Below are 14901 nucleotides of genomic sequence, written 5' to 3' on the forward strand. Positions count from 1 at the left end.
CCCGTTGTCAAGTTTTTTTCCAAAAAAAAGGGCTGATCTTGCGACCAGCCCTTAAGGAGTCCCTGAACCTGTTGGTTTCGAAAGGACCCGAGGAGACAACCAGTAAAAAACTAAATGTTTTTCATAAATCCAACTGGTATGAAGTATCTCAGGGTTTGCCCTAAGTTTTGTAGAGATGTTGCTCCAGAAAGACGATTTATCTCTAACTTACTTCACAAGTTTTATTAATTAACGCTTTTTGCCGGCGGGCTTGGCTGCATTCACAGCGGTCGCTGAAACTGCGTTGAAGTTGGCTTCAGCCACTTCAGTTGCTTGCTGAACCGCTTTTTGCACTGATTCCATTGCGTTGCTGGCTGCAGCTACGGCGCTTTTCATGACGGCAACAGCCGACTCAGAGCCAGCCGGTGCGTTCTTGGCGACGTTGTCCACCAAACCCATGAACTTTTGTTGCGCTTCGGCAGTCTGGGCTTCAAAAGCCTTGCTGAATTCAGCGCTGGAGCCGGTCGCGATGTCATACAGATGGCGGCTGTAGGCGGCTGTTTTTTCAGCCAACGGTTGCATCAGGCTCGATTGCAGCGCCAGCAGCTCTTGTGCATCTTTTGCGCTCAAAAAGGCTTTGGCAGTTTCGCTGGTTTCGGCCAGGGCTGCTTTGGAAGCGGTCATGTTCAATTCAACGATACGCTCCATACCTTCGAAGGCTTTGGAGGTCAGACCCAACAGGGTTTCGACGTTGGCTTTTTGTGAGGCCAGGACTTGTTCGACGGTCAACATGGTAATTTTCCTTTGAAAGTTAGGATGAAAAATATCTGCCCCGTAACCCTGCTTGAATTTGATTTATGTTGCAGTGCAGCATGTTTCAAATTATAGGGTGATCGCGGGCCCATGCAAGTGTTTTTTGCTGCGTTGCAACAATTTAGAACAAAATTTCTAAAAAGTTCAGTGATTGGGGCCTGACATACGCCTGACATGAAAGCCTTTGCGGAAATGGGCCGCCGCACTGGCAAAATCAGGCCCATGAGTGAAGCCAGATCCGACAAGCCCCAACCCGCGTCGCGCAGTGCCTACAAGGTATTTCGCAGCATCAGCACACGCTGGATGGACAACGATGCCTACGGTCACGTGAACAATGTGGTCTATTACAGCTGGTTCGACACGGCTGTGAATGCCTACCTGATCGAACAGGGCGTGCTTGACATCCACCACGGCGACACCATCGGATTGGTGATTGAAACCCAGTGCAACTACTTCTCGCCCCTGGCCTTTCCGCAGACGGTGGAGGCCGGCATTCGTGTGGCCCGGCTGGGCGCGTCCAGCGTGCGCTACGAGGTCGGCCTGTTTGCGCAGGGTGAGCCTCTGACCGCGGCCAGGGGCCATTTCATTCACGTCTATGTGGACAAGCAAACCCGTCGCCCGGCACCCTTGCCCCTCAATCTGAAAACTGTTCTGGAGACACTGTTATGACCCCATCCGGCCTGGACGCCGCGCTCGTGGACGCCGCCATCAGCTCGCGCATGTCCGCGCGTGCCTTCACTCAAGCGCCGGTGTCGCGTCAGACCCTGACGGCCTTGCTGCAGGTGGCGAGCCGCGCGCCCTCGGGCACCAACACGCAGCCCTGGAGGGTTTATGTGTTGCAGGGGGAGAGTCGTGCTGCCTTGGTGGAGAAGGTATGCGCTGCGCACGACGCCGTGCGCGCCAATCCGGTATTGGCCCATGAATACCGCGAAGAATATGACTATTACCCCGAAAAATGGGTCAGTCCCTACATCGACCGGCGGCGCGAGAACGGCTGGGGCCTGTACAACCTGTTGGGCATTGGCAAAGGGGACAAGGACAAGATGCATTTGCAGCATCAGCGCAATTACAGGTTTTTTGACGCGCCGGTGGGTTTGATGTTCACGTTGGACCGGGTGATGGGCCGCGGCTCGCTGCTGGACTACGGCATGTTCCTGCAAAACATCATGGTGGCGGCGCGCTCTCGTGGCCTGCATACCTGCCCGCAGGCGGCGTGGAACGGCTTTGCCAAAATCATCCTGCCGCACATCGGCGCCGGGGCCGACGAGATGCTGGTCTGCGGCATGGCGCTGGGTTACGCCGATGAAGACGATGTGGTGAATACCTTTCGTACGCCGCGGGTGCCGGTGGCAGAGTTCACGCACTGGCTGACTTGATCCGGGGTACACATCTAGGGTTATTACGCTGGGCGCCAGGCAAGTTAAGCCTTAGAGTCAAGCCATGCGCATCCCGGCCATGACAAATCGTCATCAAGGTGGTGCGCCGCAAAGGCCCAACTACTTGTCGATTTCTGCAATTCGCGGTCCAAGGACATGCGTGGCGACGCGCATGCCAGATTGACTTACGTCAGGGTTTTGACATGGCACGGCCTGCATAATCAGCGCGCTGCTATTTTTATTGAAGTTCTATTGAGATTTTTCCCCCGAGGTACCCCATGATTGCCGCCATCTCCGTCATTTTTGTCTTGTCCTACCTGGCGATTGCGCTGGAGCATCCGCTCAAGATCAGCAAGTCAGCCTCCGCCCTGATGGGCGCGGGCTGGTTGTGGACCATTTATGCGCTGGCCAGCGGTGACGTGAACCAAGTCAATGCTGACCTCGACCGCTCGCTGATGGGCACCGCGCAGATTGTTTTCTTTTTGATGGGGGCCATGACCATTGTCGAGGTGGTCGATGCGCATGAGGGCTTTCTGGCCATCACCTCGCGCATCAAGACTACCCGCCTGTCGACGCTGATGTGGATGATCGGTTTTGTGTCGTTTTTCCTGAGCTCGATCTTGGACAATCTGACCACCACCATCGTCATGATTTCACTCGTGAAGAAGCTGCTCGACAAACGGGATGACCGCCTGTTCTTTGCCGGCATCATCGTCATTGCCGCCAATGCCGGCGGTGCCTGGACGCCGATTGGAGACGTCACCACCACCATGCTCTGGATCGGCGGCCAGATCACCACACTGGCGATCATGAAGGGCCTCTTTCTTGCATCGTTGACCAATCTGCTTGTGCCGCTGGCAGTCACCAGTTTCGTCCTCGGCGCGCGTCCGGTGGTGCCGCCACCGCGCAGGCAGGACGCGGACACGCTGCACTCGACCGCTTTCGAGCGCAACCTGATGTTGTTTCTCGGCCTGGCTATTCTGGTCGGGGTGCCGGTGTTCAAGACCGTGACGCACCTGCCGCCCTTCATGGGCATTTTGTTTGGTCTTGGCATGTTGTGGATGGTGGGCGATTTGTTGCACCTGAAAAAGGAAGAAAGCCAGAAGCAACACCTGACGCTGGTGCGCGCGCTGACGCGCATTGACATGAGCTCCATCGTCTTCTTTATCGGCATCCTGATGGCCGTGGCGGTGCTGGAGCACACCCACATCCTGACCGCCCTGGCGAAATCACTGGATGAGTTGGTTGGGCGCCAGGAAATCATTGTCATGGTCATTGGTCTTGCCAGTGCCGTGGTGGATAACGTGCCGCTGGTGGCTGCGTCCATGGGTATGTACACGCTGGCACAGTACCCCACTGACAGTTTCCTGTGGGAGTTCGTCGCTTACTGCGCCGGTACCGGTGGCTCAATTCTTATCATCGGCTCGGCCGCGGGTGTGGCCGCCATGGGCCTGGAAAAAATTGATTTCATCTGGTACATGCGCAAGATCAGCGGGCTGGCACTGATTGGTTATTTTGCGGGCGCGGCGGTTTACATCGTGCAAAACCAGTTGCTGCATTGAATCGGCAGCTTGTTTTAACCGCACCAGATTGTCAGTTATGAAACCCAAAATATTGATTGCTCGGGCTATCTTCCCAGAAGTTGTTGCCAAGCTGGCGCAGCACTTTGAGGTCACGTCCAACCAAGCCGATGAGCTCTGGACATCGGCTCAGTTGATTGAGCGACTGAAAGGCAAACAGGGCGTGTTCACCACCGGTGGCGAGCGCATTGACGCTGCGTTGCTGGCCGCCTGCCCTGAGTTGAAAATCTGCGCCAACATGGCCGTGGGTTACAACAACTTCGACATAGCGGCCATGACGGCAGCCAGAGTGTTGGGCACCAACGCACCGGATGTGCTGACCGAGACCACTGCCGACTTCGGCTTTGCCCTATTGATGGCGACGGCGCGTCGCATGGCCGAAGCGGAGCATTTTTTGCGCGCCGGCCAGTGGACACGCTGGCGCTACGACATGTTTGCCGGCGCCGATATTCATGGCAGCACGCTCGGGATTCTGGGTATGGGCCGCATCGGCCAGGGCATCGCCAAACGCGGCGCCCATGGCTTTGGCATGCAGGTGATTTACCACAATCGATCGCGGCTGGATGCCGCAACCGAGCTTGAATGCAAGGCAATTTACGTCAGCAAACAGGAGTTGCTGAAAACCGCAGACCATCTGGTGCTGGTGCTGCCGTATTCGGCGTCTTCACACCACGCCATCGGTGCGGCCGAGCTGGCGCAAATGAAGCCCACTGCCACGCTGGTCAACATCGCGCGCGGTGGCATTGTGGACGATGCCGCGCTGGCGCTGGCCTTGCGCAACAAGACGATAGCCGCCGCCGGTCTCGATGTGTTTGAAGGCGAGCCCGCCGTGCACCCTGATTTGCTGACTGTGCCCAATGTGGTGCTGACCCCGCACATCGCCAGCGCCACCATGCCCACGCGGCTGGCCATGGCCAATCTGGCGGCTGACAACCTGATTGGATTTTTGACGCAGGGCAAACCCGTGACGCCGCTGAACCCCGCGGTGCTGGTGACGCCATAAGCTGTTTGCTGTTTGCTTATCCCGTGTCAAGTCAACGTAGCTTCGCCTGTTGGCAGCCCAGAGTCGGATTGCACATGCGGGCCGGCCTCGTCTTTCTTGCACTGTCCGTGCGCTGATGGCGGGTCCTGGCGCGCTTCAAACATCGTGCGTCGCCTCCGCCAGATGGGCGGCCAGCGCTTTGCGCGCCGCATCGCGCAGTTCAAGCGCGCGGCTCCAGCCTGGACCCGTCGCAGGGATCGCCTCGCCAATCGTCAACTGAATAGCGCAGCGCAGCGGCAGCCAGGCCCCATCGCGCAGCAGCGAGCGGGTGCCGTTGAGCGCCACCGGCACCACCGGCGTCGCCGTTTCGGCGGCGATGACGAAGGCCCCGAGCTTGAAAGGCTGCAGGCCACTGGCCCGCCGCAGCCGGCCTTCGGGGAAGAACACCATCGATTCGCCGGCACGCACACGCGCTTGCAGCGCCTTGGTGTCCTCGATCCCCTGCGCCGCGTCCACGCGCTCGACGAAGGCAATCCCTAGCCGGCGCAGCGCCGGGCCGATCAGCGCCGCGTCGGCCAGCTCGCGCTTGGCGGCGAAGGAGAACTCGGGCGGCAGCACGGCACCCAACAGCATCGAATCGACATAGCTGGCGTGGTTGGCCACCACGATGCGCGGCCCCGCCGCCGGCAGCCGCGCCAGCCCCTCGACCCGCAGCGGCAGGCCGATCAGCCGGATCAGCAAGCGCGTCAGCGCGCGCGTGACCCGTCGGCGCCGGGCCACGCCGGGCAACACCATTACCGCACCCCACGCCAGTGCCGCCAGCGTGCAGAACACGGCCCAGGCCCACAGCCCCCAGACCAGTCGGCCTGTTGTGCGGATCGCGCGGCGAACCCGCGCCGCCGCCGCCGTCGCGGCCAAGGCCGCCCATTGCTGCCAGGGCGGGCGCTGCGTCGTGCCGAGCCGGCCCTGCTCGTACAACTCGCGGCAGGCGGCGCGGCGGGTCTTGCCGCTGGACGTCTTCAATACCGAGCGTGGCGGCGCCAGCACCACGTCGTCGGCCGGCGCGCCCAGCAGCGTGGCCGACAGGGCGGTGATGGCCCGGATCATTTGCGCACGTTGCGCCGGCTCACGGACCCGGGTCTCGGCGAGCACCACCAGCCGTTCGGTGCCGCTGCGACGATCGGTCGCCGCGAACACCGCCACGCCCCCCTTGCGCACGCCGGCGATGTTGGCCACCGCGCTTTCGAGCTCCTGCGGGTGGATGTTGAAGCCACCGCGGATGATGATGTCCTTCTCGCGCCCGGTGAGGAACAGTTCTGCGGCTGCGATGTAGCCGAGGTCGCCGGTGTTGAGCCAGTCGCCGTCGAGCAGGCGCTGATTGGCAACCGGATTGTTCAGGTAGCCCTGGGTGCTGGACGGGCCGCGGAACTGCACGCGCCCCTGCTCACGCTCGGGCAATTCGCGCCCGCCGGCGCCGACCACGCGCAGTTCGTGACCGGGCAGCGGCGAGCCACAGGAGACGATGCGCAGCGCTTGCGCGTCGTCGGGCCGCGCCGGCTCCGCCACGCCGTCGCGGGCGAGCGCGGCCCGATCGACGCGATCCACCAGCGGGCCGCGGCCCACCGGCCCAAAGGCCAGGCCAACCGTGTTTTCGGCCAGGCCGTACACCGGCGTGAGCGCCTCGCGCTTGAAACTGCAAGGCGCGAACCGCGCCGCAAAGCGTTCCAGCGTATCGGGACTCACCGGCTCGGCCCCGTTGAACGCCAGCCGCCAGCAGGACAGGTCCAGTCCAGCCAGTTCAGCGTCCGTCAGTTTGGACAGGCACAGCTCGTACGCGAAGTTGGGTGCCGCCGACACCGTGCCACGATGGCGGTGGATGGTCTCCAGCCAGCGCGCCGGTCGGGCGAGAAACGCCAGCGGCGACATCAGCACCAGATGAAAGCCCAGGTACAGGGCGCCCAGGCAGGCACCGATCAGCCCCATGTCGTGGTACAGCGGCAGCCAGGAGACGAAGGTGTCGCTGCTGCCGACCTGCGAGGCCCGCCACATCGCGCGCAGGTTGGCCAGCAGGTTGGCGTGCGTCAGGATCACCCCCTTGGGATCGCCGGTGCTGCCCGAGGTGTACTGCAGGAACGCGATGTCCGATGCCGTGAGCGCGGGCTGCATCCTGGGGGCGTCCGCCAGCGACAGGTCGGCCACCGTGCGGACGAACTGCAGGGCTTCGGCCTGGGCCCGCAACAGCTGCGACAGCGGCTTGGCACGCTCGACGGTCACCAGCACCCGCGCCTGGGCATTGCGCACAATGGCCGCGATCCGTTTCAGGTGGTCCTCAAGCTGCGACGGCCGTGCCGGCGGGTACAGCGGCACCGGCACCAGCCCTGCATACAGCGTGCCAAAGAACGCGGCAAAGAACTCGCGCCCGGTGGGCAGCATGATCGCCACCTTGTCGCCCTTGTCCAGCCCGAGCGCGCGCAAGCCCGCAGCCAGCGCGACCGCCTCGCGGTGCAATTCGGCGTAGCGCAGATCGACGGCCTGGTCACCGTTCTCGTACAGGGTGATGAGCACGCGGTCGGGGTGGTGCTGCAGGTGCCATTCGAAAACATCCACCAGCGTCTGGACCGAGTCCGGCGGATAGTCGTCACTCACCGCCTCTCGCGACGTGAGCGCCTGTGGTGCGCGCGCCGGTGCGGCACCGCGCCCACTGACGGGTGTGATGAAACGCAACAGGTCGCGCGGCGTCTCCGCCTGCGTGATCGCCGCCTCACCCAGCGACACGCCAAGATCGCGGTCGAGGCGGGCGATCAGCTCGACACGGGCCAGGCTGTCCAGGCCGTAGTCGCGCTCCAGTGAATCGTCCAATCCCAGGGTGGCGGCGAGCCGCGCCTGTGGCCGCAACTCGTCGGCCACGCTGCGCACCGTCGCCAGCAAGCGCGGTGCCAGCGACTCGGAATCCAGCGTACAGGCAATCCCGCGCCCCCCAAGGGGGGCCGATCGTTTTGTTTCGCTGGAGGTTTGTTCATCGCTCATCGACATTCGCCGATTCAATGACAAGCAGCCTTCGGCCAATTGACAAATAACAAGCAGGAGAGCGTTCACAGCCAGATGGCCTGAGCCGGTCCGCCGCGGGTGCTTGCGGCTATAAGCGGGATGCCCGTTCGCGGCGCCACCGAAGCCAGGCCAGGCCCAGTGCGACAAGCGCAACCCCGGCAGCCGAGAGCAGCAACACATACTGTCTTTGCAAGAAGGCGCTACCGAGAAAAACCGTACCCAGCGCGTACGGAATTTCGGTGAGCATCAAGGCGCCGAAATAGACGCGCAGCGGGTAGCCGAGCAGCCCGAAGAAGTAGCCCGAAACGTCTGACGGAACCGCCAGTTGCACCAGCACGGCGGTGACGAAGGAGCCTCCTTCGGGAATTCGTCTTTCATAGCGGTTGATCACTCCACCGGACAGCATGCGCTGCACGGCGGGGCGTTTCAGGCGGCGGCCAATGGCGTAGGTTACGAGTCCACCCAGACACCAGCCGCTCCATAACATGAGGAAGCAACCCGTCTCGCCCCAGGTCTGAACGCCGATGGGAACAAGCAGCACGCCGGAGAAGAACACCAGCATGGCCGAGAGCGCCGCCAGCCCCATGAAAATCAGTGCGCCCAGAACAGGGTGCTGGGCAATAACCGGTTCGGCCAGCGCAAGGCCGGCGACGATCTGGTGGTGAACAGTGTCAGACAGGGCCAGCAGCCCGGTGACGAGCAGGACGGCGATCACGATTCCAGCGCGCCGCGAAATCTCGGTTGACGAGTCCCAGCGCCCCGCATGTGCGACAGCGGTGTCTTTGGTCAGGCCCTGAGGCTGCGGTGGAGGGCGCGCGGGTGGTGTGGGCATCAAGCGTTCGGGTTGCAGTTCCTGTCAGGCATTATCCGTTGAACCACGCAACCATCAGCGCGCGGTCCCGTTTTCGGTGTGCGGGAACCCGAACTGAAACGATAGCGTCAGCGCTTGCCAGAGAGTGTCAGGCGGGCGGAGGCTCTCGCACCTGGACATTGTCCGCGGCCCATTCGCGCCAGAGTGCCAACAGAATCGCCAGAATCACCGGCCCGACAAACAGGCCGATGAGCCCGAACGCCACCAGCCCACCCAGAACGCCGAACAACACCAGTAGAAACGGAATTTTGGCCACGCCGCTGATGACGAGCGGCCGCACCAGGTTGTCAATCCAGCTCACGGCCAGCGCGCCCCAAAGCAGCAGGCCGACGCCCGCGCTGATCTGGCCTTTTAGCAACAGCCAGGCACCGATGGAGCCCCAGATCGCCGGGGCGCCGAAGGGGATCAGGGCCACCACGGCAGTCGCCGCGCCCCAGAAGGCTGGCGCCCTGACCCCAACCGCCCAGTAACCCAGGCCCGCCAGCAGCCCTTGCGCCAAGGCAGCCAGCAACAGGCCATAGACCACGGCGCGGGTGGTGTCGCCCACCGCCTTGAAATAGGCATGGACCCGATTCCCGAGCAGGCCGTACAGGACGCCGCGCAGTTGTTCGAGCATCTGATCACCATCGAGGAACAGGAAAAAAGATGTCAGCAAGGCAAAAAAAAGGCGCAGCGCATTCAAACCAAGATCACCGACCATGCGCATGGCGTGGCCACCCCATTGATCGGCCAGGTCTGACAGCGGTGCGCCCCAGGCGGCACGGTCGCCGCTGAGCGCGCTCAAGCGCTCTTGCAGCCACGGCCCCAGCCACACAATGCTCAAGATTGCCTCTGGCAAGCGCACGCCGCTCTCCAACAACGCAGCTGCCTCACGCACGGCCGCTGCCCCCTCGCTGCGCAACAACAAGCCTGCCCATAGCAGTGACAAGCCAAGAACCAGGGTCAGCACGAGGGTCATGGCCAATGCGGCCCAGGTCCGGCGACCACCCAGCCACGCCAGCATTTTCAGATGCAGCGGCCACGCGACATAGCTCAGGATGGCTGCCCAGGCGATGGCCGCCACGAATGGCTGCATCACCACAAAGCCCGCCAGCAACAGGCCGCCCAGCAAGCCGGCGAGTACGGTACGGCGCAACCAGAGCGGTGTTTGCTGTTCGGTCATGGTGGCTCCTAGTGACGATAGACAAGATAAGCACAGTGTGCGCTTTTTGGTTCGGCGGACAACAGCATCGACCCGCAGTCAGCACCTGCAGTTGACGATGATCAAACTCGAGTTTTGAAAATCATGGAGCATCAAACCAAGAGCGTTTGATTGACGGTGACGCAGGGGCTTGGGACTCATGAGGAGATACGACCATGACGCCGATTCGCAACATTGTGGTGGCTACCGATTTCTCACCGGGTTCCAACGCGGCCGTCGATCGGGCGGTGCTGTTGGCCCAGACCCATGGCGCGTCGCTGCGCCTGCTGCATGCGTTCGATGTGAGTGCCTGGCACAGCCTGCAGGGCGTCTTTGATCCGCATCGTCTTGCCAGAGAGCCACCGCCGGATGTTCAGATACAGCGGCGTCTGACCGAGGTGGCGGCATCGCTGGCCGCCAAAACCGGGCTGCAGGTTGAAGCACGCTTCACCGTTGGCAAGGCAGCAAGTGCCATCAACGCCTACGTCAATGCCCACGACACCGCATTGCTGGTGATCGGTTCACGCCCCGAGCCGGGTCTGTTGGGACTGGGCAGCACCGCCTCCAGGCTGCTGCGCTCGCCGACCTGCCCAGTGCTGACCGTCCGCTGGGGTCATGCCCGGCCTTATGCCAAGGTGCTCGTCGCAGTTGATTTGGGCGCGGATGCGATGCGCGCGGCAACTTTTGCCGTCGCCGGGTTTCCGGCGGCACAGCATCATTTGGTCCTGGCGCTCGCCCCTGCACTGGAGCGCGCCGCGTGGCTACAGGCCCTGGCACAGGAGGAGTTAGCGGGGCCTCACGATTCGATGCGCGCGCAGGCGCTGCGCCAACTGGAGCAACTGGCGCTGACACTGACCCGGCAAACCCAACATCCGGTGATCGCGGAGGTACTTGAAGACTCGCCCGCACGCGCCATCCTCGAGCGCGCCGCCGCACTGCCTGCGGATTGCGTAGCCGTGAGCCATCATGGCCAGGGCGCAGGCGCTGAGCGTCTGCTGGGCAGCATGGCCCAACAGGTGCTGCAACACACCCTGCGCGATGTGCTGGTCGTGCCATGAAATATGCGCTGGCAATGGCAATCATGGCGATTGCCTTGTTGGTTGCCGCGCAGGAGCGTGTGGCAACACCGGATAAGCCGGTGCCGCGCGCTGTCGCTGCCGCCGTGCCGCTGCTGACGGTGAACGGCCCGATAGGACCGGCCACGGCCGACTACATTGCGCGCGGTCTGCACAAGGCCGCCAATGAGCATGCACCGCTGGTGGTGTTGCAAATTGACACGCCGGGCGGGCTCGACAGTTCGACCCGCCAGATCGTCAAGGACATCCTGGCGTCAGTCGTGCCAGTGGCTGCCTGGGTGGCCCCCGGCGGCGCGCGCGCGGCCAGCGCGGGCGCCTACATTGTCTACGCCAGCCATGTGGCGGTCATGGCGCCGGGCACCAACCTGGGTGCTGCCACACCGGTGCAAATGGGTGGCTTGCCTGGCGCGCCACAGCAACCACAGCCCACGCCTGCCAACCCGGCCGCGCCGCAGGGCAAGGCGAGTGAACCCAAAGACGCCACAGACACAGTACGCCCGGCGGCAGACGCCATGACCCGCAAAATCGTGCATGACTCGGCGGCCTATCTGCGCTCGCTGGCACAGATGCGAGGGCGCAATGTTGAGTGGGCCGACAGTGCCGTGCGTGACGGGGTCAGCCTGTCGGCCGAAGAAGCGCAAAACCAGCGGGTGATTGATTTCATCGCTGCTGATCTGCCCACGCTATTGCAGCGGGCACATGGCCGTACCGTGCAGATGAGCGACGGTGTTGCGCGCAGCGTGGTCAGCAACGGGATGCGGACGGTCGCCATGGAGCCTGATTGGCGAACCCGGCTGCTTGGAATCATCACCGACCCAACCGTGGCCTACCTGTTGCTGCTGCTCGGCATCTACGGCATCTACTTCGAGCTGATGTCGCCGGGTTTCGGCGTGCCTGGGGTGGCGGGTTCGATCTCGCTCCTGCTGGGCATGTTTGCGCTGCAAATGCTGCCAGTGAGCTATGCCGGGGTCGCATTGATCGTGCTCGGTTTTGTGATGCTGGTGGCTGAGGCCTTGCTGCCCAGCTTTGGTGCGTTGGGGATTGGTGGCACCATTGCCTTTGTCATCGGCTCGATCATGTTGATTGACACTGACGCGCCGGGTTTCGGTTTACCCGTGGGGCTGATTGCCACCGTGGCGGTCGTGAATGGACTGTTTGTGCTGGTTATGTTCCGGCTCGCGCTCAAAGCCCGCAAGCGGCCAGTAGTCAGCGGGTCGGAGGAACTGATAGGCGCGACCGGCGAGATTCTTGAGGCCTCGCCCCATGACGCCTGGATGCGTCTGCACAGCGAGCGCTGGCGTGTGCGCTCGGACTCGGCGCTGCACCGGGGCCAGCGTGTAAGGGTGACCGGACGCGAGGGGCTGGTGTTGCAGGTGGAACCCATGGCGGCTGCGCCCACCGCGGGCGCTGCGCCAAGGAGATCATTGAGGGCTTCGGGCCCGTAACGTCACATGAAGGAGACCTCTATGTACTGGGAACTCGGATACGGCTTCATCCCGATTGTGCTGATCATGCTGGTGGTCGCATCGGTGCGCATTCTGCGCGAGTACGAGCGCGGCGTGGTGTTCCAGTTGGGGCGGTTCTGGAAAGTCAAAGGCCCGGGTTTGATCATTTTGATGCCCGGCGTCCAGCAGATGGTGCGCGTGGATCTGCGCACCGTGGTGATGGATGTACCGCCGCAGGATGTGATCACGCGCGACAACGTGTCGGTCAAGGTCAACGCCGTGGTCTACGCCCGCGTGGTGGATCCGCAGCTCGCCATCATCCAGGTCGAAAATTACATGCTGGCCACGTCGCAGCTGGCGCAGACGACCTTGCGTGCCATTCTTGGCAAGCACGAGCTTGACCAGTTGCTGGCCGAGCGCGACAAGATCAACCAGGCACTGCAGCAGGTGCTTGATGTGCAGACTGACGCCTGGGGCATCAAGGTCTCGAAGGTGGAGATCAAGAACGTCGATTTGAACGAAAGCATGGTGCGCGCCATTGCCAAGCAGGCCGAAGCCGAACGCGAGCGGCGCGCCAAGATCATTCATGCCGAGGGTGAATTGCAGGCGTCCGCCAAGCTGCTGGAGGCGGCGCAAAAATTGGCGCAGGCCCCGCAGGCCATGCAGTTGCGCTACCTGCAGACGCTCACGGCGATTGCCGGGGAAAAGAGTTCCACCATCATTTTCCCGATGCCGATTGATCTGATTTCGTCGGTGCTGGATCGCCTGTCTGAGCGGCCAAAGTCAGCGGCGCCTGGCTGAGCCGCTGCGCTGCATCGGCTCAGCCGGGCGAAGGCGTTTGTGGGTCCGGCAGCACCGACCACTGCGGCTCTTCAAATTCGCCAATCACCGTGATCTCGCAGTTTTGGGCATGTTTTTCGAGGATGGCGCGCACGGTGTCGTTGCGGCTGTCGTCCTTGGCATCGCGGTGCGCCTTGGACTCCCAGGTGGCAATCGCCAGCAGGGTGTCGGGCGAACCGATCTTGCGGTGCAGGAAGGTGCCGCGCGCGCCGGGCGTACGCTGGATGATTTCGCTGGCACGGATCCAGGCCGCAGCGTACTCGTCCACGGTATAGCCGGGCTTCATCCGGACTTCAAAAATGAATTTCATGGTGGCTTCATTGTGCGACGACCAGCACATCCGCGCGCGCACGGCCCGGACGCCGTATCTCAATTGCAGAGCATCCGATGCCCGTACCGGTCACGGCAATCGTGATGGCCCGCACGAGGCACTCGCACGGCTGAAAGATTTTTTCTGCGCACCACGGGTGGTGTGTGAATGGCCGCAAAATCCTGTCAAGAAAACTTGGATTTGATCACGATGTTTCGTCAACTGATAAACAATAACACCGCCCAGGACTGGGTCTACGCGCTGCTGGCCGCTAGCGCCTTCATGCTGCTGCTGCACATCCTGCGGCGGCTGGTTTTGCACCATCTGGAGCGCGTTGCCAAGACCACCGATACGGTGATTGACGACTTCCTGGTCGAAGTCCTGTCGGCCACACGCATTTTGCTGGTGGCCGCCACGGGCGTCTACCTTGGCACCCATTTTTTGACGCTGCCCGCTGCGCTGGAGAAATTCGTTGACCGCGCCTTCATCACCCTGATCATTTTGCAGGCTGGCTTTTGGGCCAACCGGGGCCTGATGTTCTGGTTGAAACACCGTTTTTCCCAAGGTGAAAAGGAAGACGAAGGCGCGCGCGCCATGACCTTGTCGCTGTTGTCCTTCCTGGGCCGGGTGGTGGTCTGGGTGCTGGTCTTGCTGCTGATGCTCGACAACCTCGGCCTCAACGTGACGGCCCTGGTCACCAGCCTGGGCATTGGCGGTATTGCGGTGGCACTGGCGGTGCAAAACATTTTGGGTGACCTGTTTGCCTCGCTGTCGATCGCCATCGACAAGCCTTTTGTGATTGGCGACTTCGTGATTGTGGATGACCTGATGGGCAGCGTGGAACACGTCGGCCTGAAGACCACCCGCATTCGCAGCCTGGGCGGCGAACAAATCATTTTTTCCAATAATGATCTGCTGAAAAGCCGCATCCGCAACTACAAGCGCATGCAGGAACGCCGCGCCGTGTTCGCCATCGCAGTCACCTATGACACCCCGGCAAAGAAACTTGAGCAGATTGCGGCACTGATTCAGCAAGCCATTGAGGCGCAGGCCGATGCCCGCTTTGACCGCGCCCACTTCAAGAGTTTTGGCCAGTCTTCGCTGGATTTTGAGGCGGTCTATTACGTTTTGAAACCCGACTACAACGTCTTCATGGACGTCCAGCAGGCGATCAACCTGCAACTGGTGCGCCGCTTAGCCGAGCATGACATCAAGTTTGCCTTCCCGACCCAGACGCTGTACCTCAATCGCAGCCCGTCCCAAGTCAAGACGGAAGATCCAGTGGCAGCGAAGGTTGAATAGTATTTATGCTTTTTAGGGCTATAGCCACCGTGAAATAAGCGTTAGTAGCTATCAATACAATAGCTAATTGCAATCCCACACCAGGTTGTCAATGTGACC

Annotated in this window: 14 protein-coding genes; 9 read left to right on the plus strand and 5 right to left on the minus strand. The window is 62.0% G+C overall.

What is annotated here, in order from left to right:
• Positions 1 to 228 precede the first annotated feature (228 nt).
• Positions 229 to 771, minus strand: coding sequence for a phasin family protein (locus RFER_RS10820; protein WP_011464432.1), 543 nt, complete (start codon positions 769 to 771; stop codon positions 229 to 231).
• 243 nt (positions 772 to 1014) lie between these two features.
• Here RFER_RS10820 and RFER_RS10825 point away from each other — a divergent pair, with 243 nt between their 5' ends.
• The 4 genes from RFER_RS10825 (at position 1015) to RFER_RS10840 (ending at position 4751) form a co-directional block, all read left to right on the plus strand.
• Positions 1015 to 1461: an acyl-CoA thioesterase gene (locus tag RFER_RS10825; RefSeq protein WP_041791988.1), complete on the plus strand. Its 447-nt coding sequence runs from the start codon at positions 1015 to 1017 to the stop codon at positions 1459 to 1461.
• Positions 1458 to 2168, plus strand: a complete 711-nt coding sequence (locus RFER_RS10830) for a nitroreductase (RefSeq protein WP_011464434.1) — start codon at positions 1458 to 1460, stop codon at positions 2166 to 2168. Before RFER_RS10825 ends, RFER_RS10830 begins: the two co-directional genes overlap by 4 nt.
• Positions 2169 to 2446: 278 nt before the next feature.
• Positions 2447 to 3730, plus strand: a complete 1284-nt coding sequence (nhaD, locus tag RFER_RS10835; protein ID WP_011464435.1) for a sodium:proton antiporter NhaD — start codon at positions 2447 to 2449, stop codon at positions 3728 to 3730.
• A gap of 37 nt (positions 3731 to 3767) precedes the next feature.
• Positions 3768 to 4751, plus strand: coding sequence for a 2-hydroxyacid dehydrogenase (locus RFER_RS10840; protein WP_011464436.1), 984 nt, complete (start codon positions 3768 to 3770; stop codon positions 4749 to 4751).
• 135 nt (positions 4752 to 4886) lie between these two features.
• Here the strand turns inward: RFER_RS10840 and RFER_RS10845 are convergent, their stop codons facing one another.
• The 3 genes from RFER_RS10845 to RFER_RS10855 form a co-directional block, all read right to left on the minus strand.
• Positions 4887 to 7757 (minus strand): AMP-binding protein, encoded by a 2871-nt coding sequence (locus tag RFER_RS10845; RefSeq protein ID WP_085998762.1) that lies wholly within the window; start codon positions 7755 to 7757, stop codon positions 4887 to 4889.
• A gap of 109 nt (positions 7758 to 7866) precedes the next feature.
• Positions 7867 to 8610, minus strand: a complete 744-nt coding sequence (locus RFER_RS10850; RefSeq protein WP_011464438.1) for a TVP38/TMEM64 family protein — start codon at positions 8608 to 8610, stop codon at positions 7867 to 7869.
• A 127-nt stretch (positions 8611 to 8737) separates the two neighbouring features.
• A complete protein-coding gene (locus RFER_RS10855; RefSeq protein ID WP_011464439.1) occupies positions 8738 to 9811 on the minus strand; it encodes an AI-2E family transporter in 1074 nt (357 codons plus the stop codon).
• A gap of 194 nt (positions 9812 to 10005) precedes the next feature.
• Between RFER_RS10855 and RFER_RS10860 the strand changes: the two genes are divergently transcribed.
• The 3 genes from RFER_RS10860 to RFER_RS10870 are packed head-to-tail and all read left to right on the plus strand — an operon-like array spanning position 10006 to position 13151.
• Entirely contained in the window at positions 10006 to 10887 is an 882-nt protein-coding gene (locus RFER_RS10860) for a universal stress protein (RefSeq protein WP_011464440.1), read from the plus strand.
• Positions 10884 to 12350, plus strand: coding sequence for an NfeD family protein (locus tag RFER_RS10865; RefSeq protein WP_011464441.1), 1467 nt, complete (start codon positions 10884 to 10886; stop codon positions 12348 to 12350). Before RFER_RS10860 ends, RFER_RS10865 begins: the two co-directional genes overlap by 4 nt.
• Positions 12351 to 12371: 21 nt before the next feature.
• Complete coding sequence (locus RFER_RS10870; protein ID WP_011464442.1) at positions 12372 to 13151, plus strand: slipin family protein; 780 nt, start codon at positions 12372 to 12374, stop codon at positions 13149 to 13151.
• 19 nt (positions 13152 to 13170) lie between these two features.
• On the opposite strand, the gene RFER_RS10875 is transcribed toward RFER_RS10870, so the two are convergent.
• Positions 13171 to 13500, minus strand: a complete 330-nt coding sequence (locus RFER_RS10875) for an antibiotic biosynthesis monooxygenase family protein (protein WP_041791996.1) — start codon at positions 13498 to 13500, stop codon at positions 13171 to 13173.
• On the opposite strand from RFER_RS10875, the gene RFER_RS24085 reads away from it, so the two are divergent.
• Both RFER_RS24085 and RFER_RS10880 read left to right on the plus strand, forming a co-directional pair.
• Positions 13490 to 13705: a hypothetical protein gene (locus RFER_RS24085; RefSeq protein ID WP_166485705.1), complete on the plus strand. Its 216-nt coding sequence runs from the start codon at positions 13490 to 13492 to the stop codon at positions 13703 to 13705. The genes RFER_RS10875 and RFER_RS24085 overlap by 11 nt on opposite strands.
• Before the next feature lie 5 nt (positions 13706 to 13710).
• The gene (locus RFER_RS10880) at positions 13711 to 14802 is read left to right on the plus strand and encodes a mechanosensitive ion channel family protein (RefSeq protein ID WP_041791998.1); all 1092 of its coding nucleotides are present in this window, start codon (positions 13711 to 13713) and stop codon (positions 14800 to 14802) included.
• Positions 14803 to 14901 lie beyond the last annotated feature (99 nt).

Origin of the sequence: Rhodoferax ferrireducens T118 (assembly GCF_000013605.1) — a bacterium.
Taxonomy (GTDB): domain Bacteria; phylum Pseudomonadota; class Gammaproteobacteria; order Burkholderiales; family Burkholderiaceae_C; genus Rhodoferax; species Rhodoferax ferrireducens.

Excerpts from the sequence above, each read along its gene's own strand:
- RFER_RS10820 (WP_011464432.1), bottom strand. The coding sequence starts at position 771 with ATGTTGACCGTCGAACAAGTCCTGGCCTCACAAAAAGCCAACGTCGAA.
- RFER_RS10825 (WP_041791988.1), top strand. The coding sequence starts at position 1,015 with ATGAGTGAAGCCAGATCCGACAAGCCCCAACCCGCGTCGCGCAGTGCC.
- RFER_RS10830 (WP_011464434.1), top strand. The coding sequence starts at position 1,458 with ATGACCCCATCCGGCCTGGACGCCGCGCTCGTGGACGCCGCCATCAGC.
- nhaD (WP_011464435.1), top strand. The coding sequence starts at position 2,447 with ATGATTGCCGCCATCTCCGTCATTTTTGTCTTGTCCTACCTGGCGATT.
- RFER_RS10840 (WP_011464436.1), top strand. The coding sequence starts at position 3,768 with ATGAAACCCAAAATATTGATTGCTCGGGCTATCTTCCCAGAAGTTGTT.
- RFER_RS10845 (WP_085998762.1), bottom strand. The coding sequence starts at position 7,757 with ATGAGCGATGAACAAACCTCCAGCGAAACAAAACGATCGGCCCCCCTT.
- RFER_RS10850 (WP_011464438.1), bottom strand. The coding sequence starts at position 8,610 with ATGCCCACACCACCCGCGCGCCCTCCACCGCAGCCTCAGGGCCTGACC.
- RFER_RS10855 (WP_011464439.1), bottom strand. The coding sequence starts at position 9,811 with ATGACCGAACAGCAAACACCGCTCTGGTTGCGCCGTACCGTACTCGCC.
- RFER_RS10860 (WP_011464440.1), top strand. The coding sequence starts at position 10,006 with ATGACGCCGATTCGCAACATTGTGGTGGCTACCGATTTCTCACCGGGT.
- RFER_RS10865 (WP_011464441.1), top strand. The coding sequence starts at position 10,884 with ATGAAATATGCGCTGGCAATGGCAATCATGGCGATTGCCTTGTTGGTT.
- RFER_RS10870 (WP_011464442.1), top strand. The coding sequence starts at position 12,372 with ATGTACTGGGAACTCGGATACGGCTTCATCCCGATTGTGCTGATCATG.
- RFER_RS24085 (WP_166485705.1), top strand. The coding sequence starts at position 13,490 with ATGAATTTCATGGTGGCTTCATTGTGCGACGACCAGCACATCCGCGCG.
- RFER_RS10875 (WP_041791996.1), bottom strand. The coding sequence starts at position 13,500 with ATGAAATTCATTTTTGAAGTCCGGATGAAGCCCGGCTATACCGTGGAC.
- RFER_RS10880 (WP_041791998.1), top strand. The coding sequence starts at position 13,711 with ATGTTTCGTCAACTGATAAACAATAACACCGCCCAGGACTGGGTCTAC.